The sequence below is a fragment of the Marinobacter changyiensis genome (assembly GCF_009193265.1).
In the GTDB taxonomy this organism is placed as follows: domain Bacteria; phylum Pseudomonadota; class Gammaproteobacteria; order Pseudomonadales; family Oleiphilaceae; genus Marinobacter; species Marinobacter changyiensis.
Genome location: NZ_VZZZ01000004.1, coordinates 470,532 through 496,166 on the forward strand (window position 1 = coordinate 470,532; position 25,635 = coordinate 496,166).

Below are 25,635 nucleotides of genomic sequence, written 5' to 3' on the forward strand. Positions count from 1 at the left end.
CTCACTGTGGATTGCGCAGGCGGCGCAAGGTGAAGAGCTCTTCCTCCAGGGGGACGTTAAACTCTATGGACTCAATCTCGATCACGGTGCGGGATTTGGCGTCGTCGGAATCCACCATGGTCCAGCGGGTCGGGATGCGGCGCCCGCCCATGGTCTCGATGGCGCTATAGGTCATTTCCTTCACCGACTGATCCCGCTCGCCGAAGTAGGTCACGGCTACGGGTATATGGTCATCGCGGATTTTGAATTCCAGGCGGCTCCACACGACCGGAGCGTCGGGCTTGGGGGTAGAGCGCACGAGGTAGACGGTCACCCCGTCCTGCTCCTCGCTGCCGGTGATTTCGTGGCTGTAGTCGTTGACGAACGAGCTTTCCTTGACCAGGTCGTCATTGCTGAAGTTGGAGCCCATCCAGGGTTGTAGCATCATCGAGGGCGGGATCTTGATGGTCCGATCCACCTTGGGCAGGTAGTTCCACATGGCATCCTTGATACGTAGCGAGCCGATGCCGGCTTCTTTCTTGGGCGCGTGGATGCGAATCAGAGTTTTTTCGGGCCGGTCCATCCATGCTTCCAGGTCCAGCTCGCGGGTCCAGTACTCAGTCTCGATGCGCATGGTAAAGCGGCCATGATTGGAATCGCCCCAGAGGGTGTCTTCCATTCCATCGACCAGCTCCTCGCCGCCAGGCGACGACTCGGCAGCGACCGCAAACAAAGGAAACAGGAGCAGGGCTGGGAGAAGCCTATTCATCACGAAATCCTTTGTCGTTACCCTGAGACACGACTACGTCCGACGATTACTCGACTCTTTTCTAGATTGAATCAAGTGACATTGCCCCGTAATGACCTCCATCAAATCTCGGGAGAATTATTACTGGCCGGTTAGACCGCTACTCAAAAAGCTGAATCACTTAAACCATTACCTTAATAGACCTTCCTTTTGGAAGGCCGTTCCTCGATCAGGATGGCAGCCAGGCCTCAAACGGCTCTACCTTTGTCCCGCTGAGCCGATAGATACAATAAAGTGTCAGAATGTTTTACATGTTACTCCCTCCACCGAACCACTGGTTGGCGTAACTCTCTAAAATTAAGCCGTAACTGTTGCATGGCATGCATGTGGCTTGTTTTTCGCTGGTCTAAAAAAACCACGCAACTCATGTCCGAGGGAATTATGTAGTCGTCGAGACAACAATAAAAAATGAGCATAGGGAAGGGCACTATGAAGCAATTAAAAGCGTTCAAGCTTGGTTTTATAGTCATTTCAAGCTTTATGACATTCTCGGTTTTAGCGGCACCGCCACCGGTGGTTACTGACGATCCCCACGACGAGTCCCATGACGAATCTCAACATCTACTAAGCATTTCGGACGGCTTTGTCCGCGCCGATCCGAGCGCCCCCCTCGTGGCACACGATGCTGCAGTGGCCGACATCATAAGTGATGCGCCGTTCGCCAAAGTTATCAAGAACCTCGGCGAAGCCGGCCGCGGAGAACGGCTTTCTGCAAACTCGACAACCGATGTTTGGGCGCTGGGTAACTATGCGTATACCGGCACTTTTAATAGCCCTTGTGGCGGCGACCCGGAGGCGGGTATCTGGATATGGGACGTGCGCAACAAAATCAAGCCAGAATTTGCCGGGATCATTCAATCACCAACTGGCAGCCGCACTAACGATGTCAGAGTCGCAACAATGGGCTCAGGGGATATCCTGGTGCATTCGAACGAATCATGCGACGGAGGACCTGGCGGGTACGAGGTTTATAACGTCGACGATCCGTTAAATCCTGTCTACCTGGCATCGGTTCGCATTGATGACCCGAACCCAATCACTCCATTAATCTTTGGGCCTGTGGAAGACGTTGGTGTGCACAACTTGTGGCTCTTCAGGCAGGCAGGAAATGATTATGTGGCAGTAACCACAGAAACAGCGTACGGCAACTTCCACATCTACGACATAACCGATCCTGCAAACCCTGTGTTGATGTCGTTTTGGGGGGCAGAAGAATTATTCGACCCGGGCGTTGTTGCCAGCGGCGATTTTTCCCGAAATCTGGACGCAGCAAGCTGGCTCATAAGTGGATTTGGCGCTTCGCAAAACCGTTTTCTGCATGACGTTACCATTACCCCAGATGGCCTGACGGCATACCTGGCGAACTGGGATGCTGGCCTGATCAGGCTCGACATCAGCGATGTAAGCAATCCACAACTGGTATCGATTGCTATTGATCCGACCAGCGAGGATGGAGAAGTAAACAGCCACTCGGTCTGGCCAAATGCAAACGGTACTATCGTGGTTGAAGGTGAAGAGGATTTCGCTCCGTTCGACTCTCAGTTCGCAATAGATACGGGGCCGAATGCCGGCACTTATGCGTCCTCTGAGGGATCAATCACGACACCCATTACCGATGAACCTGGCGCCGAAATGAGCGGGCAGACTACTTACGTAGGCTTGGCCTGTGACGTGGCTTCTGTGCCGCCGGGCACCGGGATTGCGCTGATCCAACGCGGGGTATGCGCCTTCACAACGAAAGGCGAGAACGTCATCGCCGCCGGTTATAGCGGAATGGTGGTCTTCAATGACGAAGCCCGTGGCGATGCACTGGTCACGATGGGCGGTTCCCCTGTTTCATTACCCGGCGTTTTCGTGGGGCACTCCACGGGCCTCGCGATCATGGGAGTGGCGAGCGCTGCTGAACTGGTGATTGGTGCTCCGGGAGAGACGATTACAGCTGCGGTGGTTCCAAATGGCTGGAGCGGCATGCGGATCTGGAGTTACGCTGACCCGGCCAATCCGATCCTGATGTCCACGTTTAACACCGTATGCAGTGCCAATCCGATCGATCCCAGCTGTGACCCACGCGGCACCTATTCTTCCCATAACGTGATTGTTGAGGATAACAAGGCTTATATCTCCTGGTACTCGGATGGCGTTGTGGTGTTGGATGTCAGCGACCCGGCCAATCCGGTAGAAGTTGCACGCTATCATCGAGCCGGCAGCGAGTTTGAGGCTCAAAACGGTGGTATCCAGGATGTCTGGGGAATATACAAGATTCCGGATCAACCATGGATTTATGCGTCCGATCGTAATGGAGGGCTTTATATACTGAAGGAATACGGTTCAGGCTCAGCCAAGAACGGTAAAAATTAACCGAAGTTGCGACTTTGTTTGCTGGGGGCGGTGCTCGGCACCGCCTCTTTAACAAAAAAGTCATAACAACTGATAGGGGTCGCAATCATGAAAAAAATATATGCCGGCGCAATTGGCGCTTTTGCAATCTGCGTAGCGTTCACTGCCGTCGCAGATACCGAGAAGGTCGACAGCACTCTCTATTGGATACAAACTGCCCCGGGGGAAGTTGTGGAGATGCCTAATGGGACAAAAGGTAGAACGGTCATCAGAAACCATGCAACCGTGGTTCAGGCAGACGGCGACGTATCTAGCCAATGGTGCACAGGACACCAAGGCGTCGATGGTTCAGGACAAGCTGGAGGCGCCGGCTATTGCACGAGTATCTCGGACAACGGCGACATGCTGTATATTTCCTATTTGCTTGGTTCAGAAGATCAGCCAGCGAATTGGACAGTAATGGGCGGTACTGGTGCATATGAAGGCGCCACCGGTAGCGGAACGTCGACCATTATGTCCCGTCGCGGCGATGGGCGCGCCTGGACCAGCCGAGCGCAGGGAAGCATCACGACCAAATAGTTAGTTTGGGAAGGGCGGGGCTTTCGAGTACCCGCTCACCGTTGAATCTAATACGGGGTCAGGGTCAAGATGAACAATTCAGTTTATCTTTTTCCTGAGCAGCGAAGAAAAATCCAGCATCTCTAAAAACTTTTGATGCTTATCCGGTTCCATAAGCTCAAATTTGCTATGCCAATTGGTCACATCTTCATCACTCAGACTCGCGGCTTTAGCTTCCTTCCATAAACGGCTCTAGATGTTTGGGCGCTGGGTAACTATGCGTATACCGGCACTTTTAATAGCCCTTGTGGCGGCGACCCGGAGGCGGGTATCTGGATATGGGACGCTCACAACAAAAACGAGCCGGAATTTGTCGGCATCATCCAGTCACCGGTCGGTAGTCGCACTAACGACGTCCGGGTGGCGACATTAAGTTCGGGCGATATCCTGGTACATTCAAACGAATCTTGCGCCGGAGGCCCTGGCGGATATGAGGTCTATAACGTTGACGACCCATCAAATCCGGTCCACCTGGCGTCAGTTCGAATTGACGACCCAAATCCTCTAACTCCATCTATCTTTGGGTCCATCACCGACGTTGGTGTGCACCATCTTTGGCTCTTCAGCCAGGGTGCACAGGACTATGTGGGCGTAACGACCGAGACTGCCTACGGCAACTTCCACATATACGAGATCACTGATCCAGCCAACCCAGTGCTGGTATCTTACTGGGGTGCAGAAGAGTTATTCGACCCGGGCGTAGTTGCCAGCGGAGATTTTGGTCGAAACCTGGATGCAGCCCTCTGGCTTCTGGACGGATTCGGTGCTTCTGCAAACCGATTCCTGCACGACGTCACCATCACCGCCGACGGCACCAGAGCTTACCTTGCCAATTGGGATGCGGGCCTGGTTCTCCTGGACATCAGCGACCCGGCTAATCCTCAACTCGTTTCGGTAGCCCTGGATCCAGCCAATGGCTCACTCGATGGCGAGGTCAACAGCCACTCAGTCTGGCCTAGTGAGGACGGCACGATCGTGGTCGAAGGTGAAGAGGACTTCAGCGCCTGGGAGGCCACGGTTGCCCCTGGCAATGTGACGTTCGGCAACGGCAACCCCATTCCGGGTGTGATGGCGGCAACCTCGACGGGCGATGCATTTGAAGCAAGCCAGACAGGCAACGGCGGGTTCATAACGGCCTCCAGCGTGGAAGTTACAAGTGGGCCGCTGACCGGCTCGGTCTTCGGGGCCAATGAATTCAGCGGAAACAACTCCCCGCTTGGCGAAGGTTCGTACGCAGGTAACTTCGTCTGGATAGGGCAGGCTTGTAACGGCGATCCGATTCTCAATCCGCTCGGAGCCGGTGATATTGCTGTCATTCGCCGCGGTGCCTGCTCGTTTGCGGAGAAGTCCGTGAACGCGTCAAACGGAGGAGCTGGCGCAATCGTCGTGACCAACAACAATCCAAACTCTACACCTTGGAGCGGAATTCGTATCTGGAACTATTCCGACCCGGCCAATCCCGTACTGGCCTCGATTTTCGACACCGAGTGTTCGGCTTCGACCGCGCCTGGTGGCAATTGCGACGCCCGAGGAACCTATTCGAGCCATAATGTCCTGGTTGAGACCAGTGGGAATAAGGTGAAAGCGTATATTTCCTGGTATTCCGATGGTGTCGTGGTAGTGGATGTCACCAATCCGTATGCTCCTGTTGAAGTTGCTCGATACCATCGCGCCGGTGCCGAGTTCGAAGCTGAAAACGGCGGCATCCAGGATATCTGGGGAATTTACAAGGTTCCGAATGAGCCATGGATTTATGCGTCTGACCGTAACGGTGGGCTCTATATCCTGAAGGAGTACGGTTCAGGTTCCGCCGAAAACGGTAAAGATTAACCGAAGTTGTGACTTTGTTTGCTGGAGGCGGTGCTCGGCACCGCCTCTTTTTTTTGGGGTAAACGACCACAGCAAGCACTTCACGTGATTTTGCATTCGGATTCCATGGTATTGCTGAGATTGCTCATGTTTTTGACCTCAGTTCGCTCGATATTGGTCGGTCAGTTTGTTTATCCAATTAATCTGAAGATTGAAGGCTAGAATAGCCGGATGGTATCGGGGGATGAGTGTGCCCGGACTTGCATTATAAATAGGTGCAGGTGTATGAAATTGCCGATGCATCAGGACAGGGTAAGGGCCATAAATGACTGACGAGTACCGCTATCAGCAACTGGAAGGCTGGTTATTGAAGGGAATCCTGGAGCAGCGTTGGCGGTTGGGAGAGCGCCTGCCTTCGATCCGAACACTGTGTGCCGAACACAAATTGTCCAAGGCAACGGTTCAGCACGCCCTGCAGCGACTGGAGACCCAGGGCCTGATCGAGGTTCGCCCTAAAGCCGGCTATTTTGTTTCCTTGCAGCCGGACGGAGTGAAGAAGCCGGTTAGTCGTGCCCGGATAGAAGCCCCACGCCCGGTAAATGTAAGCGATCTGCTGCTGGATATCATGGGCCGTAGTGCGGCGTTTGATTTACTGCCGGATCTTCACAGTGGCGACCTTCCGCCAGGAATAGTGACTCTGAACCGTTCGATAGGCCGGGCACTGAGGCGCCAAAAGGGCGAAGACTTCCAGTATTACGATAAGCCTGCAGGGTTTGTCGGCTTGCGGGAGCAGTTGGCGCTCCATCATGCCAGGCGGGGGTGGACCGTCTCACCGGAACAGCTTTGCATCACCTCAGGTTGCCAGCATGCCCTGTTTCTGGCGTTGATGGCATCCTGTGAGCGTGGGGTTGTGGTCGCTGTCGAATCCCCGGGATTTTATGGTGCATTGCAACTTCTGGAACAGCTTGGCCTCAAAGCGGTGGAAGTGCCCACGTCCATGGAAACGGGCATGGACATGGATGCCCTTGAGGAAGTACTGGAACGGTGGAAGGTAAGAGCTTGTATTGTATCTCCTTCGTTTTCGACACCCGGAGGTGCGTTGATGCCGGAGCCAGACAAAAAACGCCTGCTTTCGTTGGCGGAACGACATGACCTCGCGGTGATCGAAGACGATATCTACGGAGATACTGCACTTGATCGTTCTCCCGATCCGCTGAAGGCCCTGGATGTTGAGGACCGGGTGATCCTGTGCAGCTCTTTCTCCAAATCCCTGTCCCGGGATTTGCGGCTTGGCTGGATATCCGGTGCGCGTTGGCACGACAAGATCCTTCACCTGAAGCTGGTTACCCAACTGGTCAGCAGCCGGTACCTCCAGCAGGGCGTGGCGGACTACATGGCCGATGGCAGTTTCACCTCCCACCTTCGCCGTCAGCGCCATGAACTGAGGGCTAACAGGGACAGGTTGATTGCGTCGCTCCATACCTGGCCCCGGGAGGTACGCGTCAGTTCCCCGCAAGGTGGCCTGACCGTCTGGGTGGAGTTGTCGGAGACGGTCGACACACTGGCGGCATACCCGAATGCCCTGAAGCACGGCATGATCATCAAGCCGGGCCCGCTGTTTTCGGTATCTGGCCAGTTTGAAAACTGCCTGAGAATTAGCTTCGCCCATCCCTGGAACAAATCCCGAATGGCCGCTCTCCGGCAATTGCCCGGTTTACTGCACAACGAGTAGAAACGTCTGACTGTGCCTACATATCTGTACCCATCAAGATTATATTAATTGAGCCTGTGCCCATTAGGTGCTGAGCATTACTCTCCCTGACAGTCCAATTATTGTCGGGGAGAGTATCCGTTGAGTAACGCCATTCCTGTACGTAACCTTGCCGTAGGGCCTGATGACAACGGCAAAATCCACACCCGTAAGTTCCAGGGCTTTTTCAGACGCTTGAGAATTGCCGGCGGAACAATTCTGTTTACCCTGTATTTCGGTACCGTGTGGTTGTCCTGGGACGTCCGGCAGGCGGTGTTGTGGGATTTGTCCGAAAAACAGTTTCATATCTTTGGCAGCACCTTCTGGCCCCAGGACTTGATACTTCTGTCCGCTATCCTGCTCATTTGCGCGTTCGGACTGTTCTTCATAACGGTCGTTGCCGGTCGTGTATGGTGTGGCTACACCTGTCCACAAAGTGTCTGGATGTGGGTATTCATGTGGGCCGAAAGGGTGGCAGAAGGTGACCGAAACCAACGCAAAAATCTGGATAAGGCGCCCTTGTCACCGTCGAAGATCTACAAGCGGGCGTTAAAGCACGGAATGTGGCTGGCAATCAGCCTGGCAACCGCTGTGACTTTCGTTGGCTATTTTGCCCCAATCCGGCAGCTGGTTACGGATCTGTTCACCCTGCAGACCACTGGCATGGCCGCGTTCTGGGTGTTCTTCTTCACAGCCGCCACCTACCTCAATGCCGGCTGGCTTCGCGAAAACGTCTGCCTGCACATGTGTCCTTACGGGCGCTTTCAGTCCTCCATGCTGGACAGGGATTCCCTGGTCATCAGCTACGATGCCCAGAGGGGAGAGAACCGGGGGGCCCGCAAAGCCGGCTCGGATTACAAGGCTGAAGGCCTCGGTGATTGCATCGATTGCCAGATGTGCGTTCAGGTCTGCCCAACCGGCATCGATATCCGCGATGGCCTGCAGATGGAATGCATTGGATGCGCGGCCTGTATTGATGCCTGCGATTCCATCATGGACAAAATGGACTATGCTCCGGGCCTTATCCGTTATACCAGTGAGAGGGAGCTGGAAGGTGGACGACTGAGGATCCTCCGACCAAGGTTACTGGGTTACGGCGCTCTGCTGGTGTCGTTTATTGCCATCTTTTCCTGGGCTGTGATGGCCAGACCCATGGTCGAGTTTGACGTGGTCAAAGACAGGGGACTGTTCCGGTTCGACGGAAAGGGGAATATTGAGAACAGCTATATCCTGAAAGTGCTCAACAAAAGTCAGGATAGCCAGACCTTCCAGTTAAGTGTCAGTGGTATGGACGGACTGAGCCTGATTGGACATCAGAACATCCTCGTGGAAGCGGGCGAATGGCGTGAAATGCCGGTATCAGTAACTGCGGTGCCGGAGGCCCTTGATCGTGGTGTGACGGATATAGCGTTTCACCTGGACCCAGTAAACGACGGCGGCGAACGTCTGGTCGAAACCAACCGCTTTATCGGGCAGCCGAACCTGTAACTAATTTGTCGTCGGAGACCCCAGGCGTCTCTTTCGGTCAAGGCGTATGGGACTCACTACTCCAACGTTCGCAGGGGGTGCATTCCTTCAACCATTCCCATAAAAGGTGGATAAATAGAGTAACCCACCAAGCCTTGGAAGCCGTCTCCAGTTCCGAGCAATCAGGTCAATCGTGATGACTGGTATGGCTTTTACCCATCAGGAACAGCGAAGCCGCCAAGGCCAGTACCGAAAGAGCCAGATAGATGATGTCCAGCGGTGTCAGGAAGCGAATATCCACAACTGCTCTGAAGAACTCGATGATCACTGCCAGGATCACCACACGGACAATCTTATTCTTCAGCTCGTCAAACGACTGCACATTGAAAGGATGGCTCCTGCCACTCTCCTCTGACGCCTCGATGGGCGATACAAACAGCCGGTATATGCCCAGCCCGAAAATGAGCAGCACAACAGCAATCAGATAGATATCGATTGCAATGATGATGTCAGTCACCAGAAAATCGTGGATGTCTTCTTTACCTGAGCCGAGGTAATAATTAACGGTAGCCATCACCAGTTGGAAAATATCCAGAGTCCCTACAATAAATAACGTCAGAGAGCCCAGAAGACTGGCGAGCACCGCAATAAGCACCAGAAAACGGGAGTACCACAGAAACTGCTCGAACTTTTTTTCTAGGGAATTCATTAATGATCTAACCTTAAAGTGTTAATTTTGCAGTTGCCTACCGCAGTGATACTTCGGTCGTTTTTTAGGCGCTCGGTATACGAGCCGGGTAAACAGACACGACAACAGCTTCCTGAGTAGGGTAGCTCACGACTGGACACAGAACGAATCCTGATTGCGCCACTAACAGAATAAGAGGTGGATAAAATTGCTCGCCAACATTGTGTATATCGCGTTCGCGCTTGTCCTCCTTTTCATTGGAGCAGAGGGGCTTGTCAGGGGCAGTTCGTCACTGGCACTGCGAGCGGGTCTCAGTCGCCTGATGGTGGGTCTGACCATCGTTGCATTTGGCACCAGCTCACCGGAACTGGTGGTAAGCGTGGAAGCGGCGCTTTCTAACCAGGGTGATATCTCGGTGGGCAATGTGGTGGGCTCAAATATTTTCAACATTGCTGTGATTCTGGGAATAACTGCATTGGTGTGCCCGATACCGGTCCACCGCCAGGTTATCAAGGTAGACGCCCCTGTCGCCCTGGGGGTCGCACTTCTGTTGGTTTTGCTCCTATTTAATCAAACACTCAGCCGTTTTGAGGGGGTGCTTCTGTTTTCTGGAATTGTCGCTTACACCTGGATGAGCTTTATTTTGGCACGCAGAGAAGCTTCCCCCGCCAGTGCGGATAACGAGGACATTCTGGCTGTCACTCAGTCACGTCATTGGGGTATGGATATTGCGTTTATCCTCGCTGGTCTTGCAGTTCTTGTTGTTGGGTCACGCCTACTAGTTGAGCATGCTGTGGCATTGGCTGGAAGTTTCGGAATAAGCGAAGCGGTGATCGGTCTTACGATTGTCGCTGCGGGAACCAGCATGCCGGAATTGGCAACCTCTCTGGTTGCCGCTTTCCGCAAGCAGCCTGACATCGCCATAGGAAATATCGTTGGATCAAATATATTCAATGTACTCGGAATTTTGGGAGTGGCTTCGGTCATTTCGCCCATGGAAGCACCCGGAATTTCGGCGTTGGATTACGGAGTGATGATCATGTTTAGCGTGCTGTTGATCCCGCTGCTGTATACCGGGCGCAGGCTGCACCGGGTGGAGGGCGGCGTGCTGCTGGCACTGTATTTCGGGTATCTTTTTCTCCTGTGGCCCGAATAATGGCCGGATACTGACGCTACTCGATCCTCAAGCCCTGCTAGGTAATTTCATTAACCGGCTACACAAATCCGTTGACTTCGGTTGGTTCGCATTTCAAGATTCATTCGACATCTTGAGACCGCAGCATGACCAACGACAACCATCACCTTCTTCGCGCACGGATCCAAATGCCTCTTGTAGTGCTTCCACTACTGGCATTGCTGCTTGTTTTTCTCTCCTCAATTACCCACCAGCAGGCCTCATCTGCAAGGGCAGACCATGGGTTTGTTGGAAACCTGGATCACCTGGTTGTTACCAGTCATAACGAATCCATCAGGACTCCGAGCGGCAACCCCAAGAACGATGCCGTAGCGGATGGTGGTCCGGATCTTCCCGACTGGTGGCGTGACAGGCCGATGGTCTTGTGGGCCGGTCTTTGCCGCAACAGCTGCATCATCACTGCGGATGCGGGATATCCCCCTGCATCACCTCGTTTTCTGATTCCCCTTCTTCGCGCACCCCCTCTGGCGTAGTCCTCCGCTTATTCATGGCTGTGCATCTGGGCAGCCATGTCGGTTAGTGAAGTTTTTTTCGAGGATTACCCATGAAATCGTTGCATACACGGGCCGTCGTTTACGGCCTGGTAATTGTGCTCGGGTTGCTGAGCGCGTTGCCGAGCCTTCTTTCCCCCACTCTGTCCGATAAATTGCCGGACTGGTACCAGCAGAACACGGTGTCCCTGGGGCTGGACCTTCAGGGGGGCTCACACCTGCTGCTGGAAGCGGATATCCAGGAACTGTTTGCCAGCGAGCACGAAGCGATTGCCAGCGAGTTGACTGCTTCCTTGCGTGAGGCAGGCATTCGTTACGGGCGCCTCCAAATTACCGATAAAGGTACCGATAAAGGTATCGAGCTACCGGTGCGACAGTCCGAACGGACGTCCGAAGCAGTTGGCCTTGCCCGTGAACTGGCTTCGGAAACACCGGATGGCACGCGCCGGTTCGACGTCGATATCAATGGCGGGCGCCTGGTCCTGACGCTGACCGAGTCCTGGCGGGCGAGTGTCTCGAGGGATGCGGTAGAGCGAAGCCTGGAAGTGGTCAGGCGGCGGCTCGATGAAACCGGACTGGTAGAGCCCAGTATCACTCGCCAGGGCAGCGACGGCATTCTGGTCCAGATGCCGGGAGTTGCCGACCCAAGCGAGATTCGTGAATTGCTCGGGACCACGGCGAAAATGACGTTTCAATGGGCGGCCCGGGAAACTGCGGAGGAAGATGTAGCAACGATTACCCTGCCGGGTGCCCATGAAGACAGACAATACAGGCTGGAAAAACGGGTTGCCATGGCGGGCGAGCACATCCGCGATGCCCGCTTGGCTTTCAATCCGGATACGAGCGAGCCGGTGGTCAGTTTCAAACTGGACGACAAAGGTGCCCGGCTGTTTGGGGACATGACCCGGGACAATATTGGTCGGCCCCTGGCCATCGTGTTGGATGGTGAAGTGATTACAGCGCCGGTGATCCGCAGCGCCATTGGCGCTAGCGGAGAGATCAGCGGCGGATTTACCGCAAAAGAAGCCAGCAACCTGGCCCTCCTCCTGCGGGCTGGTGCCTTGCCCGCGCCCTTGCATGTGGTGGAAGAACGTACCGTGGGCCCCGACCTGGGCAGTGACGCTATCGCCATGGGATTAACCACTGGCTTGCTGGGCGCCGCCATGGTGATTGCCTTCATGATAGGTCTTTATGGACGCTGGGGGTTGATCGCCTGTATCGGGTTGACGGTGAACATCGGTCTGGTCTTCGGAATACTGAGCCTGCTGGGGGCGACCCTGACCCTGCCAGGAATTGCCGGAATTATCCTCACCATTGGCATGGCGGTGGATGCGAATATCCTGATCAACGAGCGTATCCGTGAAGAATCCCGCCTGGGGAAGCCAGCCTGGATGGCCCTCCGGGAGGGATTTGGCAAGGCCTACAGGACGATTCTGGATTCCAACATCACTACCTTGATCGCGGTCAGCCTGCTGTTCCTGTTTGGCAGCGGTCCGGTCCGGGGTTTTGCCGTCACCATTGGCATAGGTCTGGTGACTTCCCTGTTTACAGCGATAGCGGTTACCCGCCTGATCATGGAGTGGCACATCCGGGGCCGTGAGCGGGATCCGTTAGTGATTTCAGGTATTGCCTTGCTTGACCGCCTGAGCGAGCGGGGCGTAAATTTCATGCGCGGTCGCGTGATAGGTCTCGTGGTATCGGCGGTGCTTTCCATTGCGGCAATCGCTCTGTTTGTGCAGCCGGGACTGAAATACGGCGTTGATTTTACTGGCGGTACCGTTGTGGAGGTACAGGCCCAGGGGGTAACGGTGGATCAATTGCGAACCACGCTTCAGGCCCAGGACCTTATGGACGCAGCCATTCAGGAAGCTGGCGCTGATGGGCGTTTTCTTATCCGCCTGCCGGCAGAGCAGGGCACGCCGGGGGCAACGGGGGAGCAGGTGACATTGCTCAAAACCGCCGTCACATCGATCGCGCCGAATGCCGAGTTCCCGAAGGTGGATATGGTCGGGCCGAAAGTCAGCGGTGGCTTCAGTGATGCCACCATTCTGGCCATCCTGTTGGCCGGTACCGGTATGCTGGCGTACCTCTGGTTCCGCTTCGAGTCACACTTTGCCTGGGCTGCGACGCTGACCATTGCACTGGATCTCACCAAAACCATCGGGTTTTTCGCCCTCGCCGGCGTGGAGTTCAACCTGACGGCGGTCGCGGCGCTACTCGCGCTGATGGGATACTCGGTCAACGATAAGGTGGTGGTGTTCGACCGAATCCGGGAAAACATCCGGAAGACACCTGAACGTACCATGCTGGATCTGCTGAACAATAGTATTTCATCGACGCTTACTCGCACTGTGTTTACTTCGGTAACGACCTTTTTGGCACTGTTGCCCATGGGCATTGCCGGTGGAGCGGCCGTTGCGAGTTTTGCCTTGCCCATGCTGTTCGGCATTGTGATTGGTACCAGCTCTTCGGTCTTTATCGCGTCGCCAATTCTGTATTATCTGGCTCAGCGGCGGGCGAGGAGGGGGCTCGCCCAGTTGCGGCCGACCGCCGAGGAAATACGCAAGGAATTGGAACTCATACCCTAAGGAAGTTACTGATGCCAGGGCAGACACGGTCACACTAGAGAATTGGCCGAGGACGAGCCCTTTGATCAGGAAACCGTTGGACGACCACCCCACGGGCCGAGTGTATTCACGAGAGCAGTTGCGGGCGCTCGCCGATCTCCTCGACTCCGCGTCTAACCGCATTGGCGCACGCATCTGGCTGACGGAGCAGAGCGCACAACAGACCAAAAGGAATAGTGGAGAGCCCGATCTGGCATACTCAAGGTCTCGAAGTCGTCCAGCTGACGATTCGCCCCGATACTCCTGTCGGTCCGATATGTACGGTCCGGGTTTCCACGAGCCGCGCGCGACCTCCGGCCATCAGCCCGCGAATGCCATCGTTCCCAATATCCAGATCAACCGTGATGAGGCTTGGTGAAGCCGGGACCATGAACTCACCTTGCTTGATCTGGTAGCGGCGCTTCGCGACGTCCATGTGGTCATAAAGAAGGCAAGCCAGCGGCCCGGCCGCCATGCGCGATACGCCGTTTTGGCGTAAAAAAGTCGAGCCTGAAAGTCCCGCCCGCCGCATCCGATACGAAGGCAATCTCGGACAGTCCAAGGTGCGCGGCAGCGGCTAGCATTTCGGTTTCAGTCAAACCGTCGGCGTCCAGAACCACTCCGGCTGGGTTTCCCCCATGTCGTCGCCAGAGACAAAACTTTTGATGATCTGCACCTCGATAGTGGTCACATCATGAAGGTTTTGCATGACTGTCTCCTTGCGCTATACCTTGTGTTATCAAGTATGTCAGCAAAATTTGACGGTCAGAACTGCATCCGGAGTCATATGTGCATGAGAGAGCCTCATTAATTGGCCGAGATGAATGAACGCATTCCGCGTCTAGCGGCCGCTGCGCCGGTCCTGATCGCCATCGCCGAAGAAGGCAGCTTGTCGCGTGCGGCTTTGCGATTGGGGTTGCATCAGACAGCTGTAAGCCATCGCATCAGGTCTCTTGAAGACATGCTGGGGCATGTGATCTTCCTGCGGACGACACGATCGCTGACCCCGACTGAGGTTGGCCGAATCGTTCTGGAGGCAGCGCAGGCCACGATCGGCGAATGGGGCCGCGCGCTGGACCGTGTCGCGCACGAGTTTGCCGCGACCAGAGCCTACACCCACTTGTTGCAATGGCTGCGGGAGGAGGTGGCCTTGTCGGCTGCATCTCGGAGGCACTAAAGTGCGCGGGTGTGATCCAGCGTTATACCTAGGAGGAAGCAATGTGATGAAATGATACTTCTCGGGAACGCCGGAGCCGTAAACAGCGTATTGCCCAGGCAAATGCTGACTGGAGCGCGGGAAGACTTCCAAGGTTTCTGGAAATGAGGAAGAGTTCGTTCCATTACCTTAAACGACCCAGACAGTGCTAAATTTTCGAGATGCCCACGACATCCAGCCAGAGGATATTAAAATGAAGCGACCAAAGTTTCTTCAGGATTTGATCAAGCAGCTCTCGCCAAAACTGGACTCGACATCCTATGTCTACTGCACAGTGGCTCACGCAACGTATGGCGAACTGGAAATGCTGAAACCCATTGTCAGCATTGCCGAACTGGAAGGTCTTACCCTGGTCATTCCTCTGGAGCAGGCAAAGGCCGAGGGCCTGGACTACTACAGAGTCTTCCGCCGCATCACGCTCGAAGGCCACTCCAGTCTTGAAGCTCTGGGGCTCACATCCGTGGTGACGAGCCTGCTTGCCGAGCGGGGCATTACCACCAATGTCATAGCAGGGTTTTATCACGACCACATGTTTGTACCCAACGATCGAATCGATGAGGCTATGGAAGCACTGAAGGAGCTCGCCAGCAAACCCAACGGTTAGAGGTGGGTGGACGACCAGAGAAAGTACTGAATCACAGTAAAGGAAAATCAATAAATTGGGTTCAGGATTCCACACAAAGTGCTAAAGAAGCTTGAAGTAGATTCTAGAATATTGGGTTTATCTGATTTCCCACAGAAATACTGCAGGATTTTATTTTCAGGTAAGCTATTTTTAAATTAGGTCTAATTCCATCTCTTGGCAAAAATCATTGGAACGGCAGTTGGAATTTCGCAACATCGAGATAGGCTAATGTTCGATGGTGTTGAAGTCCTTCGGCAACCAGCCTCACCATTATAGCTTCTTGACCAGTTTAAGGAGAGATCATGGCTGGCATCGAGGAAATGATTGACGACATACTGCGTCGCGAAGGCGGCTATGTGGACCACCCCGCCGATCGCGGCGGGCCCACCAACTTTGGAATTACCCAAAACACCCTTTCCCGTTATATCGGCCGCGCCGCGTTAAAAAGCGAAGTCAGGAATCTCAGTGAAGACGTAGCCCGGGATATCTACGAGAGCAACTACTTCGAAGGTCCGCGCATCCACCGCCTACCGGAAGAAATTCAGCCTTTTATTTTCGATTGCGCGGTCAACCATGGCCCGCGCCGGGCGATAAAATTCGTGCAAAGCGTGATCAACCAGGCTGGTAAGGAGCCGCCCCTGGACGAGGACGGCGCCATGGGCCCCAACACCGCCAAAGCCGCTGCCTGGGCCCAAAACATCATGGGCGACTATTTTCTCAAGGCCTTATTGGAAGAGCGGCGCAACTTTTACCGCACCATCGTCGCTGCCCGCCCTTCACAGGAAGTTTTCCTCCGAGGTTGGATGAACCGTGTGGACGAATTTGAGCAGGAGGTAGCCTAATGGCCTGGTGGAGCGCAATCGGCGATATTTTCACGGGTGGCAAAGAAGTTGTCGAGGTTTTCAAGCCCAACGCCACCGAAAAAGAACAGCACCGACACGTCGAAGTCATTGCTGACCTCGACCGCGACAAAGCCGTGATGTCGCAATTCGCTGCTGAGTTCGTCGACCGAAAAAATCGCACCTGGTGGGATTCGCTAATCGACGGATTAAATCGCGCGGTGCGCCCGATCATCACCTTTGGCGTGCTGGCGTTTTTTATTATCGCGCCTTTAAGTCCGGAAAGGTTCCTCCTGATCGCCGAATCCTACAGCCTCATGCCCACCGGCTACTGGGCGTTGCTGAGTGTCATCGTCGGCTTCTACTTCGGCGGGCGCATGCAAATAAAATCCCAGGATATGGCGGTAAGAAAAGACGCCGTGCAAGCCGCAAAAAACCTGGTCGTAATGCGCAGGGAATTTCGGCAATTGGACGAGGAGGATGACAGTAAGGAATCGAAAATCTTCGAAGCTGCCGTGACCGAGCAGGGAACGCGGCCGAGCAATAAAGTGGTCGCGGAATGGTTGGCGATGAACAAGCCGGTGAATGATTGAGCGGTAGATCGCCTGGTTGCTTCTATCTACCAACAGGTCGTCAGGGTTCTGAAGCAGATGTACGCGGAGCTGAGCCTGGATCACAAACTGCTGAAGGATGTGATTGAAAAAGCTGTAAAGCCGGCCGTTCGATGAGAACTGGTGGATTACCTCAAGCAGGCTCATGGTCTTAGCACCCGCCGAGCCTGCCGAATTGCTGGCGTCAGTGACTCTGTGTATCGCTACCGACTGATATGGACGATGTTATTCAGAAAATGACGCGTTTAACCGATTTAGGCATAGAATTCTCGGTGGATGACTTCGGTACCGGATATTCCTCGCTCCATTATCTACGGCGGCTTCCAATCAGAGAACTTAAGATCGATAAGAGCTTCGTGCTCAATGCGCCGGATGACCCAATGGATACCGCAATAATTGCAACAATTTATAAACTTGGGGAGTTTTTTGGGCTTCGCATTGTAGCCGAGGGTGTAGAGACCAAGCAGCATGCTGAGTTTCTGCATGCGCGTTTTCCGTGTGCAATACACCAGGGTTTCTTTTATTCACTCCCGATACCAATGAAAGATTGGATAAAGAATCAACTGCTCCTATGATTAAAGCATAGGATGAATTGCCATTAGTAGCCAACGTTACCCCCCGCAATTCGAGGACCAAGCGGTCCGATAATTGCTGGAGGAGGGCATACCGTCGCCGTGAATGTTTGCTATGTTTCTATCGAATATGACCCAAGCTGCACTTGCAGGTGGTAGTCGGTTTCCTTCATGGATGCATCAAAAATGAACGCCACAAAGAAATGCCCCCGATCCACCGGTTTTTTGATCGCCACCATCCTTGCCTTCCTGTTATTTGGCGGGTGCGCCTATGGCCCGGAGGTAAAAAGCGTTCGCAAGTCACCCGACGTTTCGCAATCCCCCCGGAATCTGCTGGTGCTGGCGATCAGTTCCGATGAGGAAATTCGGGCGGTAATGGAGAAAGCCCTGGTGGCCCGCCTCAAAAATGCCGGATACCAAGCTGAAGCCTATGGCCCTGTGACGTCGATGCCCTGGGACGATCCCGAATCGCTGCAAAAGAGGGTTCAGCAACGGGGGCAGCCACAAGGGGCCGACGGGGTATTAACCGTTTCTCTGGTTAACAAGAAAAAACAGGTTGACCACATTCCCGGCCAGGTCGTGTTTAATCCGGTGGAAACAAGCATTGGACCGCTCGCGTCCGTTACCTATATGGAAACCATGGTGATACCGGAACGCTTCGAGGAATCAACCCGATACGTTTTGCGTACCACACTCTTTGACAGTGAATCCGGCGACTCCATCTGGCAGATGTTCTCCAGTACCGTCGACCCGAAATCCCTGGAACAGGCCACCAGCGAGTTTTCTCGCGTCGTCGTCCGCGAACTCCAAAAATCCTTCACCGAATGAGCGCCCCCATGACAAGCCGCACTCCCCAACCGTTTATTGCAATGATTCTGGGCCTGACCCTGACCCTCACAGGCTGCTCCGTTACCCAGAAGCTCACCCTGGGCGTGGACGATCCCTGCGCTTCCCTGAAGGCCATTATTGCGGACTATCCGTCGGGATTTGCCCAGTACCGCGGAAGCGCCAACAACTTCAACACCATGACAGTTTTTTCGGCAAAGGAGCAGATCATCAAGGGCCACTGTGAGATATGGTCCTGGGCTAACAACGATTCGGCCTATGTCTGCTCAGTCAATGCGCCCAATGATGAGGTGGCCGCCGCACGTTACGACACAGCGGTCAGCTCCACATCCCAGTGTATTGGAAACACCTGGCAATCGGCCGAAAGGGATCGCGTCCGGGACGGCGACAAAGCCGGTGTAGCAACCCATTTCAAATCACCAGATCCAGCCGATCCGGGTGTGTCGGTTCACAGGGTGGCGTTTCGGGGGAGCTCTTCGGTCTACGTCTACGTGGGTAAGTCGGGCCAGACGGGCGACTTCTGAACCGCGCGATCCGGAAAACGCCATGCCTGAAACCCAAAATCAACTGGTTAGGGCGGAATTTCCACACAAAGTACTAAATTCGTCGTCCTGATCAAGATTGACCATGACCTCGCATTAGGCCGACCCAGAGATGGAGAATTCGACCCCAGTTGTCTTTTTTGCTGTCCCAGTTTGGGTTTGGCGATCCGAATTAGGGGAAGGGTTTCGTGACTAGCCCGATATTATTCCATGTGTTCCTAAACCTTAAAAAGTGACCTAATCTGATAAGGCTATTGAATCCTTTGAAAATTATCCGAATTGCTGGAGATTAGCCAGATGAAAACAAAACCATCGACCTTACTCGGTCTTGCATTAGGCATTGGGCTGACCGGGTGCTCTGCAATGAAATCTTCCGAGCTCTCTGACACTGCCACAAAGACATCCGACTCACCGATAGCTCAGTTTAAATGCGCGGACCGTAATGGCAATGAATATATTGATCAGTCTGAGCTCGTATATTTGCGCCAATGCGGTATCGGAGAAGATCTCGCTTGTGGGAGTGTTCCAGAGTCAGGTAAAGAGCGACCGGCAAAAACTGACTTCGATCTTGGACTAAGATTTCTGCAGATTACAGACGCTGACGGAGACGATCGGATCAGCAAACTGGAATTTCGGGCTCATTGTAACGACGACGAATTTAGTACTTCTTGTGAAAATTCAGTACTTTCTGTGGCTACTCTTTAGCACTTTCTGTGGTCGTTCATGTCATGGACGACCACAGAAAGTACTGAATTATCCGAAAAAGAAATCAATGGGTTAGGACTCTAATTACGCATGCACCAATGCAGGAAACGGCCAAGGTAAAGAGAGGGATGCTTCGAAAAGTTCTGCACGGCCCGTAAAAAAGACTCCCTAGCCTTGGGGTGTGTACCAGATCGGCGACGTGTAGACCCGTTCTTGTTGAGTCTTGCGCTTTCCTTCAGGGATCTCAACGCCGAAAAAGACGCTGTCATACATCAGCCAGCTTGGGGTCGGGATCTCAAGAACACGGACATAGTAGAAGGCACGTTGAGCGGGATCAAAGTCCGGATCTTTCCAGAAAGTTTGAAGAAACGGCTCGCCGATTGAGTTGCTGTATTCCGCCTTTTCAAAGTCTACCGTGTTACCGACCGGGGGCAGTTTGCCATCCGCTCCTGGCTGTCGGTCGCCAGACCAGGCGACATCGTAAACCTTTTCCTTCGGCTCTCCCGCTTCCGTTGTCCATCCCTTGATAATTTGAACCCGATCGAGATTCGCTCCGTCGGGGTCACGCAGGGCGCGAACCAGCAATGTTGGTGCGCCACCGTCAGGAGCATCGCTGAGGTCACCTCCCATGGGGACGCCATTTTCATACCCATGGGCCGCAAAATTCGATCGCTGAAGGTCAATTTCCTCGAAGCCCCAACCGGCAAAGACTCTCACGCGCATCCGGGTGCCGGTTGTCGCAAAGGTCTCTTTGCGTTTCATGGCGTCCCAAAGTGCTTCGCGGGTGTTTTCACGAGCCCAGACAGCCGCGATTCCTGCGGCCAGCCCATCGCCGACGATCTGATCGTCAGAGGGATCATCAGGAGTAAAACGTCCGGTAATCTGCTCTTCAAAACGGATCGGATCGGCGGTTGGCTCGACAAAAGTTATCTTGCCAAAAAAATTATTTTCCTGAGCGGTAGAAAGGCCCGTATGTGCGTCGGTTGATCCCACAACGCCCATCTTGAAGGGATTCACGCCCAGTTCGGCCTCGTAGGTCAGGCCACGCTTCCAGGCAGACCGCGCATATTCACGAGGCAGCATTTCCGGTGTCTTGGGCTCTTCCCCGAAACTCCCCTTGTCCCAGGTGTAGTAGTCCGCGAACTCGTCATTTGGTGAGAGCATCGGGTGCGCCTCACCATCGCCCTTGATCTGCGTTACTTCGTAAATCGGCTCCCATTTCTGGCGACGTTCGGCATAGTCAGCACTCAAGGGTTCCCCGGACAAAGTGACGTCATCAAACATGAGTCCGTTCGACAGATTCCCGTTGTGGGGGATAGCCAGTAAGCGGCCACCTGTCTTTGCTTCGTAGTCTGCCATCCACTGCCAGAGGTCTTCCGGATCGTCACTATCATAGGTTGAGAAAGGCAAGATCTGGTCAGCGAGTTCCTTGCCGTCCCGGAAGATCACATTCCGGTGAAGGTTGTTGCCGTTTGGGCCGGATGTCCATTCATAACCGATGAACGCAGTGAAGCTACCAGGCTGATTGTGGCGCTCAGCCGCTTCTGTTACGCGTTTCCACATCGTCTCGTCAAGCCCTGTACCCTCCATTGGGTCGGAGCCTCCGACGGTGTTCACAGCACCAAACCATTGGACATAGGTTTCATTGCGCGCGTCGATTGTCTTGGGCGCGTAGGTTTCAGCCAGAGTTCGCCCCCAATCGTTGGAGTCGAGGATCGGGTTCTTTTCTTCAAGGGCAATGGCGATTCCGAGATTCTCAGAATGGTCTGCGACAACGAGGAAGTCGAGCGGCCGCTGAAGCCGGGCAGGAATACCCTGCGACGAAATAACCTCCTCACCTTTGGCAAAACGATAGGCATCATCTGGAGTGGTCGTTGCCATCGCAAGCCCCGCATCGGCGGAAAAGGCCGTGTGAAGATGGGTATCACCGAAGAAAACCTGATTCGGGAAGTCCTCTTTCAGGTACGGTGAATATTTTACGTCGCCTGAACCTATTGAATGCGGCGCAGGCAATTCCTGCGCGAATACGGGCGAAACAGTAAGCAGTGCTGCAGCGAGCGAACTTGAAACGGTTAAACCGGATAGGATTCCGTGGGTCTGCTTGATTTCGAATGGCATGGTAGCTCTCCACCCTGTGATGAGCCGACTGGCGGTTCGTGGGTTAACTACGTTTTTTTTGAATAATAGCCAATACGCTCAAAAAGACCAGACGGGACACTAGCTGCCCATTTTTGTTCTGGCCCATGTCCTCGACCGAACTCTCATGGTAAAGCGCCACTAAACAAAACTGACGATGCGCTCGATAGTCCAGAATGCCGCCATTCCACCAATACTGTAAACCGGTATCCGCCAGGCCCAGGAGGGCATCGCCAGGCGACTGAGCCCCATCTGCAACACGATCATGGCTAATACGAAAGCGATTTGCCCGGCCTCAACCCCAATGTTGAAGAAGAGCAGGGCCGAGGGAATCGCATGCTCTGGCAGGCCGATGTCTGACAACGCCCCGGCGAAGCCAAAACCGTGCAGTAGGCCGAACGCGAAGGCGACAACCCACGGCGCCTTTCGGGTGAGCCCCGGCCGCCCCTGACGCCAGTGCACGATCTCCATAGCAACGAACACAATGCTGAGAGCGATTACGGCCTCGACCGGCTGGCCCGGCACGCTGACCAAGCCCAGCGAGGCGCCCGCCAAGGTAACGCTATGTGCAAGGGTGAAACAGGTGATGGTAGCCACCAGCTTGCGCCCGCTTTCAACGATGAGCAGCAACGCCAGCACGAACAGAAGATGGTCGATGCCGAAGAGAATATGCTCTACGCCGAGTACGAAGTAGGTACCGGCGACCATGAAGAGACTCTCCGCCTCCGTCAGCGTAACGGCGGGCTGGTCGGGCGTCAGTCGGGCAATCTGGGTGGTTGCGTCGGCGCGCTCGTAACGGACAAGCACATCGGTGACAGTGGCCTCCAGACCTGCAATACGCAACTCGCCGCCGTCGATTCCGCCCGGACAGTTGGCCAGCCAGCGTGAAGTTTCGACGCCTCCGTCGAGCCAGGTCCTGCCTTCGCCGCGGCTTTCGCAATTAGCCGGTAAAACGGGGGCGATGAGCAGTTCTACCTCGCCGCCGGTGGGCCGGCGCCACAACACATCATAGGTCTCGGCAGGACCCACTGCGGAGTCATCCGAGTTTGCCTGGATGCGCAGGTAGGCGGGCCGCACCTCGTGGGCCGACGCGGGCAAGGACGTGAGAAGGAAGTTGAAGAGCAACAGCCATGTCGGCCAGCATCTCAGACAAAGCATGGGCTAGCGCCCCCTGTCGCCCATGAAGGGCTCGACGGTGATCCTGTAATTGTCGGCCAGGTTGTCATACAGGTCTGCTACTGCCTGCTGGCGTCGTTCGGCCAGCAGGTCGTTTCGCACGGTCTGCCAGACCTCCACAAGCGGAAGAATCTGGCTCTCGGTGTGGCCGGCCATTCTCACCAGATGCTGGCCGAACCCGGACTCCACGGGTCCAGCCCAGCTATCCTCTGGCAGCGCGGCGAGAGCATCAGCGAAACCGGTGCCGAAGGTGGCTGCGACTTCACGACGGGTGGCGTCACGCATGGCTCGCGGCAGGGAGATGACGTCAGCGGCGGTTTCCGCCTCGCTGCCGCCGGCTTCGAGCTGCAGCAGCGCGCCAAGGGCGTCCTCACGGGCTTTTTCGTTGCGGTGGTCGGCGCTGAAATAGAGCTGCTGGAAGGAATAGCGTGGGTCAGCTCGGTAGTCTTCTTTGTGCACCTCGTAAAAAGCAACGATCTCCTCGGTGGTGGGCGGCGTCATGGAGGCCAGATCCTCAGTCAGGAGTTCGAGTTTCTGCCTCAGGCGTCGGCGGATAACGATGTCGTTGCGGTCGAGCTCCATCGCGCTGGCTTCCCGATAGGCGATCTCCTGGCGGATGTAGTCCTCCAGCAGTCCCTGGAATTCCTCGGCCGTCGGGGGGCGCTGCCAGGTCTGCCTGAAGGTGCTAACCAGATTGTCCTGCTGGCCGCGGGTGACGACAATTTGCCCCGCGTCGTCGCCGTCGCCCAGCCAGGCGTAGGTCGCAAAGATGAAAACGCCGAGCGCCAGGAAGTGAAAAAAAGGTTCCTTCAGTATCGTCATGGTGCCTCCTGCGAGCCTGCCTCAAGGGTTGTACCAGATAGGCGAAATGTAGGCGCGCTCTGCATTGGCGCGAGGTGCTCTTGCAGAGAGTTCTGGGAGTAGGGGCCGCCTTGCTGATTCCGGAATTTTTGGATTCGCAGTTCAAGATTAGTGCTTATCTGAAGCAGCGCCAAGTTCTTTTCTGTGTAGCGATGTTCTTGGATAACCCTGTAGAGATGAACGAACTTTCGGGATGAGAATGCGTGCCTGACCGATAGCTTCTGGTAACACGTCAACGCAAAAGGAGAGGGCGAAGATATAATCCATAATAGTATTATTTTAAAGGATTTTTTTTGTTTGGACAGGAGAGGACGCTAAGGGCGGTTAGCACTGGCTGAGCCTCGACTAAAGAAAAGAAAGCTCTCGTGATTTGACCAACTCGGTCCATTTTTCGGATTAGCTGTTGGCGTTGGCTTTTTTGGGTCCAGTCATTGTCCAATGGCAGTTCAAGGCCAATGGTCGGAGGCCCTGAAGTCAACTTTGAAATAGTCATAACAAACCTCTTTGGACCTCCCTCTCGGGAGGCCCCTCAAGTCTCATGCAGTTGCTGTTCTGCGGTTGTCTAGCGATGCTGAAAGCCGGGTCAGGAGAAGCGCACTGAGGACGATAACTCCGCCAATCCAAGGCGTGTTCATCAGCCCCATATCCTCGACCACGTGCCCACCAAGCCAGGCGCCGCCGGCAATACCGATGTTGAATGCGGCGATGTTTAATCCGGATGCGACGTCAACGGAATGAGGCGTATACCGCTCAGCGAGCTGGACGACATAGACCTGCAGGCCCGGTACGTTGCCGAAGGCAAAGGCACCCCAAACAAGCAGGGTGATAACCGCTGCAATCGGATTGTAGGCAGTGAAGGTAAGCACAAAGAGGATGGCAGCCAGACCACCGAAAATGATGTACAGCGCCGAGGTCGGCCCGAGGCGGTCTGCGAGCCTGCCGCCCCAGATATTGCCGGTGGCCACAGAGATGCCATAAACCAGCAGCAGCACGCTGACCATGCCAGACGCAAATCCCGTGACATCCTCCAGAATCGGTGTCAGGTAGGTGAAGGCCGTGAAGGTGCCGCCATAGCCAACGGCGGTCATGGCGTACACCAGCAGCAATCGCGGATGGGTGATGACTTCAAGCTGTTGGTGGAGCGTGGCCGGCGCTGATTTCTTCAGGTTTTTCGGCACCAGCAGCGCGCTGCCAATCAGTGCAATGGTACCCAGGGCAGCGACGGTCAGGAACGTAGCACGCCAGCCGAAGGTCTGCCCGATAAACGTGCCCAGTGGAACGCCTGTAACCAGTGCCACCGTTAGACCGGTGAACATGATGGCTATTGCGCTGGCCTCTTTGTCCTTTGAGACAAGACTGGTCGCAATCGTTGAGCCAATCGAGAAGAACACGCCGTGAGCGAGCCCTGTCAGGATTCGGGCGGTCATCAGCGAGGTGTAATTCGGGGCCATCCAGGCAAGAACATTACCAATGATGAAAAGACTCATCAGGGATAGCAGCACCCATTTCCGATTCCAGCGACCCGTTAACGCAGTAAGTACAGGGGCGCCAACTGCGACACCGAGCGCATACAAGCTGACCAAGAGGCCAGCTGAAGGCAGAGTAACGCCCAGATCCTGGGCGATGGTTGGAACCAGTCCGACGATGACGAATTCGGTGGTCCCGATTGCAAAGGCACTTAATGTAAGTGCAAATAATGCAATAGGCATAACGTATCTCCATTGGAGTTGATTGACGTTGCCTAGTGTGGTCTTCCAT

The 25,635-nt window shown here is 54.7% G+C and carries 22 protein-coding genes and 1 pseudogene; 16 read left to right on the forward strand and 7 right to left on the reverse strand.

Annotated features, from left to right (window positions below):
• Position 1: 1 nt before the first annotated feature.
• On the reverse strand, positions 2 to 748 hold the full coding sequence (locus F6Y09_RS13235) for an outer membrane lipoprotein-sorting protein (protein ID WP_137434385.1): 747 nt from the start codon (positions 746 to 748) through the stop codon (positions 2 to 4).
• 468 nt (positions 749 to 1,216) lie between these two features.
• Here F6Y09_RS13235 and F6Y09_RS13240 point away from each other — a divergent pair, with 468 nt between their 5' ends.
• From F6Y09_RS13240 to ccoG, 5 genes are all read left to right on the forward strand, one after another.
• Positions 1,217 to 3,145 carry a PA domain-containing protein gene (locus F6Y09_RS13240; protein WP_179959417.1) on the forward strand — a complete coding sequence of 643 codons (1,929 nt, stop codon included), beginning with the start codon at positions 1,217 to 1,219 and terminating at the stop codon, positions 3,143 to 3,145.
• A gap of 87 nt (positions 3,146 to 3,232) precedes the next feature.
• On the forward strand, positions 3,233 to 3,703 hold the full coding sequence (locus tag F6Y09_RS13245) for a hypothetical protein (RefSeq protein WP_152207386.1): 471 nt from the start codon (positions 3,233 to 3,235) through the stop codon (positions 3,701 to 3,703).
• A gap of 624 nt (positions 3,704 to 4,327) precedes the next feature.
• Positions 4,328 to 5,572 carry an LVIVD repeat-containing protein gene (locus F6Y09_RS13255; protein WP_152207387.1) on the forward strand — a complete coding sequence of 415 codons (1,245 nt, stop codon included), beginning with the start codon at positions 4,328 to 4,330 and terminating at the stop codon, positions 5,570 to 5,572.
• A 304-nt stretch (positions 5,573 to 5,876) separates the two neighbouring features.
• Positions 5,877 to 7,283: an aminotransferase-like domain-containing protein gene (locus tag F6Y09_RS13260; RefSeq protein WP_152207388.1), complete on the forward strand. Its 1,407-nt coding sequence runs from the start codon at positions 5,877 to 5,879 to the stop codon at positions 7,281 to 7,283.
• 120 nt (positions 7,284 to 7,403) lie between these two features.
• On the forward strand, positions 7,404 to 8,789 hold the full coding sequence (ccoG, locus tag F6Y09_RS13265; protein WP_152207389.1) for a cytochrome c oxidase accessory protein CcoG: 1,386 nt from the start codon (positions 7,404 to 7,406) through the stop codon (positions 8,787 to 8,789).
• A gap of 166 nt (positions 8,790 to 8,955) precedes the next feature.
• Here ccoG and F6Y09_RS13270 read toward each other — a convergent pair whose 3' ends face one another.
• Positions 8,956 to 9,477: a YqhA family protein gene (locus tag F6Y09_RS13270; protein ID WP_152207390.1), complete on the reverse strand. Its 522-nt coding sequence runs from the start codon at positions 9,475 to 9,477 to the stop codon at positions 8,956 to 8,958.
• Between the two features lie 202 nt (positions 9,478 to 9,679).
• Here F6Y09_RS13270 and F6Y09_RS13275 point away from each other — a divergent pair, with 202 nt between their 5' ends.
• From F6Y09_RS13275 to secD, 3 genes are all read left to right on the forward strand, one after another.
• A complete protein-coding gene (locus tag F6Y09_RS13275; RefSeq protein ID WP_218944171.1) occupies positions 9,680 to 10,612 on the forward strand; it encodes a calcium/sodium antiporter in 933 nt (310 codons plus the stop codon).
• 125 nt (positions 10,613 to 10,737) lie between these two features.
• Entirely contained in the window at positions 10,738 to 11,124 is a 387-nt protein-coding gene (locus tag F6Y09_RS13280; protein WP_152207392.1) for a hypothetical protein, read from the forward strand.
• Positions 11,125 to 11,195: 71 nt separating this feature from the next.
• Positions 11,196 to 13,730, forward strand: coding sequence for a protein translocase subunit SecD (secD, locus tag F6Y09_RS13285; protein WP_152207393.1), 2,535 nt, complete (start codon positions 11,196 to 11,198; stop codon positions 13,728 to 13,730).
• Positions 13,731 to 14,188: 458 nt separating this feature from the next.
• On the opposite strand, the gene F6Y09_RS20865 is transcribed toward secD, so the two are convergent.
• Positions 14,189 to 14,332: a hypothetical protein gene (locus F6Y09_RS20865; RefSeq protein WP_425481851.1), complete on the reverse strand. Its 144-nt coding sequence runs from the start codon at positions 14,330 to 14,332 to the stop codon at positions 14,189 to 14,191.
• Between the two features lie 236 nt (positions 14,333 to 14,568).
• Here F6Y09_RS20865 and F6Y09_RS13295 point away from each other — a divergent pair, with 236 nt between their 5' ends.
• From F6Y09_RS13295 to F6Y09_RS13325, 8 genes and pseudogenes are all read left to right on the forward strand, one after another.
• Positions 14,569 to 14,925 (forward strand): LysR family transcriptional regulator, encoded by a 357-nt coding sequence (locus F6Y09_RS13295; RefSeq protein WP_246180535.1) that lies wholly within the window; start codon positions 14,569 to 14,571, stop codon positions 14,923 to 14,925.
• 232 nt (positions 14,926 to 15,157) lie between these two features.
• Positions 15,158 to 15,568, forward strand: coding sequence for an ACT domain-containing protein (locus F6Y09_RS13300; RefSeq protein WP_152207395.1), 411 nt, complete (start codon positions 15,158 to 15,160; stop codon positions 15,566 to 15,568).
• A gap of 323 nt (positions 15,569 to 15,891) precedes the next feature.
• Complete coding sequence (locus F6Y09_RS13305) at positions 15,892 to 16,431, forward strand: glycoside hydrolase family 108 protein (RefSeq protein WP_152207396.1); 540 nt, start codon at positions 15,892 to 15,894, stop codon at positions 16,429 to 16,431.
• Complete coding sequence (locus F6Y09_RS13310) at positions 16,431 to 17,021, forward strand: 3TM-type holin (RefSeq protein ID WP_152207397.1); 591 nt, start codon at positions 16,431 to 16,433, stop codon at positions 17,019 to 17,021. Before F6Y09_RS13305 ends, F6Y09_RS13310 begins: the two co-directional genes overlap by 1 nt.
• A 42-nt stretch (positions 17,022 to 17,063) precedes the next feature.
• Positions 17,064 to 17,249: pseudogene (locus F6Y09_RS20575) on the forward strand (IS3 family transposase); the annotation flags it as partial.
• 5 nt (positions 17,250 to 17,254) lie between these two features.
• Positions 17,255 to 17,614: an EAL domain-containing protein gene (locus F6Y09_RS13315; protein WP_152207398.1), complete on the forward strand. Its 360-nt coding sequence runs from the start codon at positions 17,255 to 17,257 to the stop codon at positions 17,612 to 17,614.
• 183 nt (positions 17,615 to 17,797) lie between these two features.
• A complete protein-coding gene (locus F6Y09_RS13320; protein WP_152207399.1) occupies positions 17,798 to 18,439 on the forward strand; it encodes a hypothetical protein in 642 nt (213 codons plus the stop codon).
• Positions 18,440 to 18,447: 8 nt separating this feature from the next.
• Positions 18,448 to 18,981, forward strand: a complete 534-nt coding sequence (locus F6Y09_RS13325; RefSeq protein ID WP_152207400.1) for a hypothetical protein — start codon at positions 18,448 to 18,450, stop codon at positions 18,979 to 18,981.
• 891 nt (positions 18,982 to 19,872) lie between these two features.
• On the opposite strand, the gene F6Y09_RS13330 is transcribed toward F6Y09_RS13325, so the two are convergent.
• The 4 genes from F6Y09_RS13330 to F6Y09_RS13345 all read right to left on the reverse strand — a co-directional run bounded on the left by F6Y09_RS13330 (position 19,873) and on the right by F6Y09_RS13345 (position 25,586).
• Complete coding sequence (locus tag F6Y09_RS13330; protein WP_152207401.1) at positions 19,873 to 21,822, reverse strand: DUF3604 domain-containing protein; 1,950 nt, start codon at positions 21,820 to 21,822, stop codon at positions 19,873 to 19,875.
• Positions 21,823 to 21,981: 159 nt separating this feature from the next.
• A complete protein-coding gene (locus tag F6Y09_RS13335; RefSeq protein WP_152207402.1) occupies positions 21,982 to 22,998 on the reverse strand; it encodes a HupE/UreJ family protein in 1,017 nt (338 codons plus the stop codon).
• 3 nt (positions 22,999 to 23,001) lie between these two features.
• Positions 23,002 to 23,838 carry a peptidyl-prolyl cis-trans isomerase gene (locus F6Y09_RS13340; protein WP_152207403.1) on the reverse strand — a complete coding sequence of 279 codons (837 nt, stop codon included), beginning with the start codon at positions 23,836 to 23,838 and terminating at the stop codon, positions 23,002 to 23,004.
• 575 nt (positions 23,839 to 24,413) lie between these two features.
• Complete coding sequence (locus tag F6Y09_RS13345; protein WP_152207404.1) at positions 24,414 to 25,586, reverse strand: MFS transporter; 1,173 nt, start codon at positions 25,584 to 25,586, stop codon at positions 24,414 to 24,416.
• Positions 25,587 to 25,635: the final 49 nt, after the last annotated feature.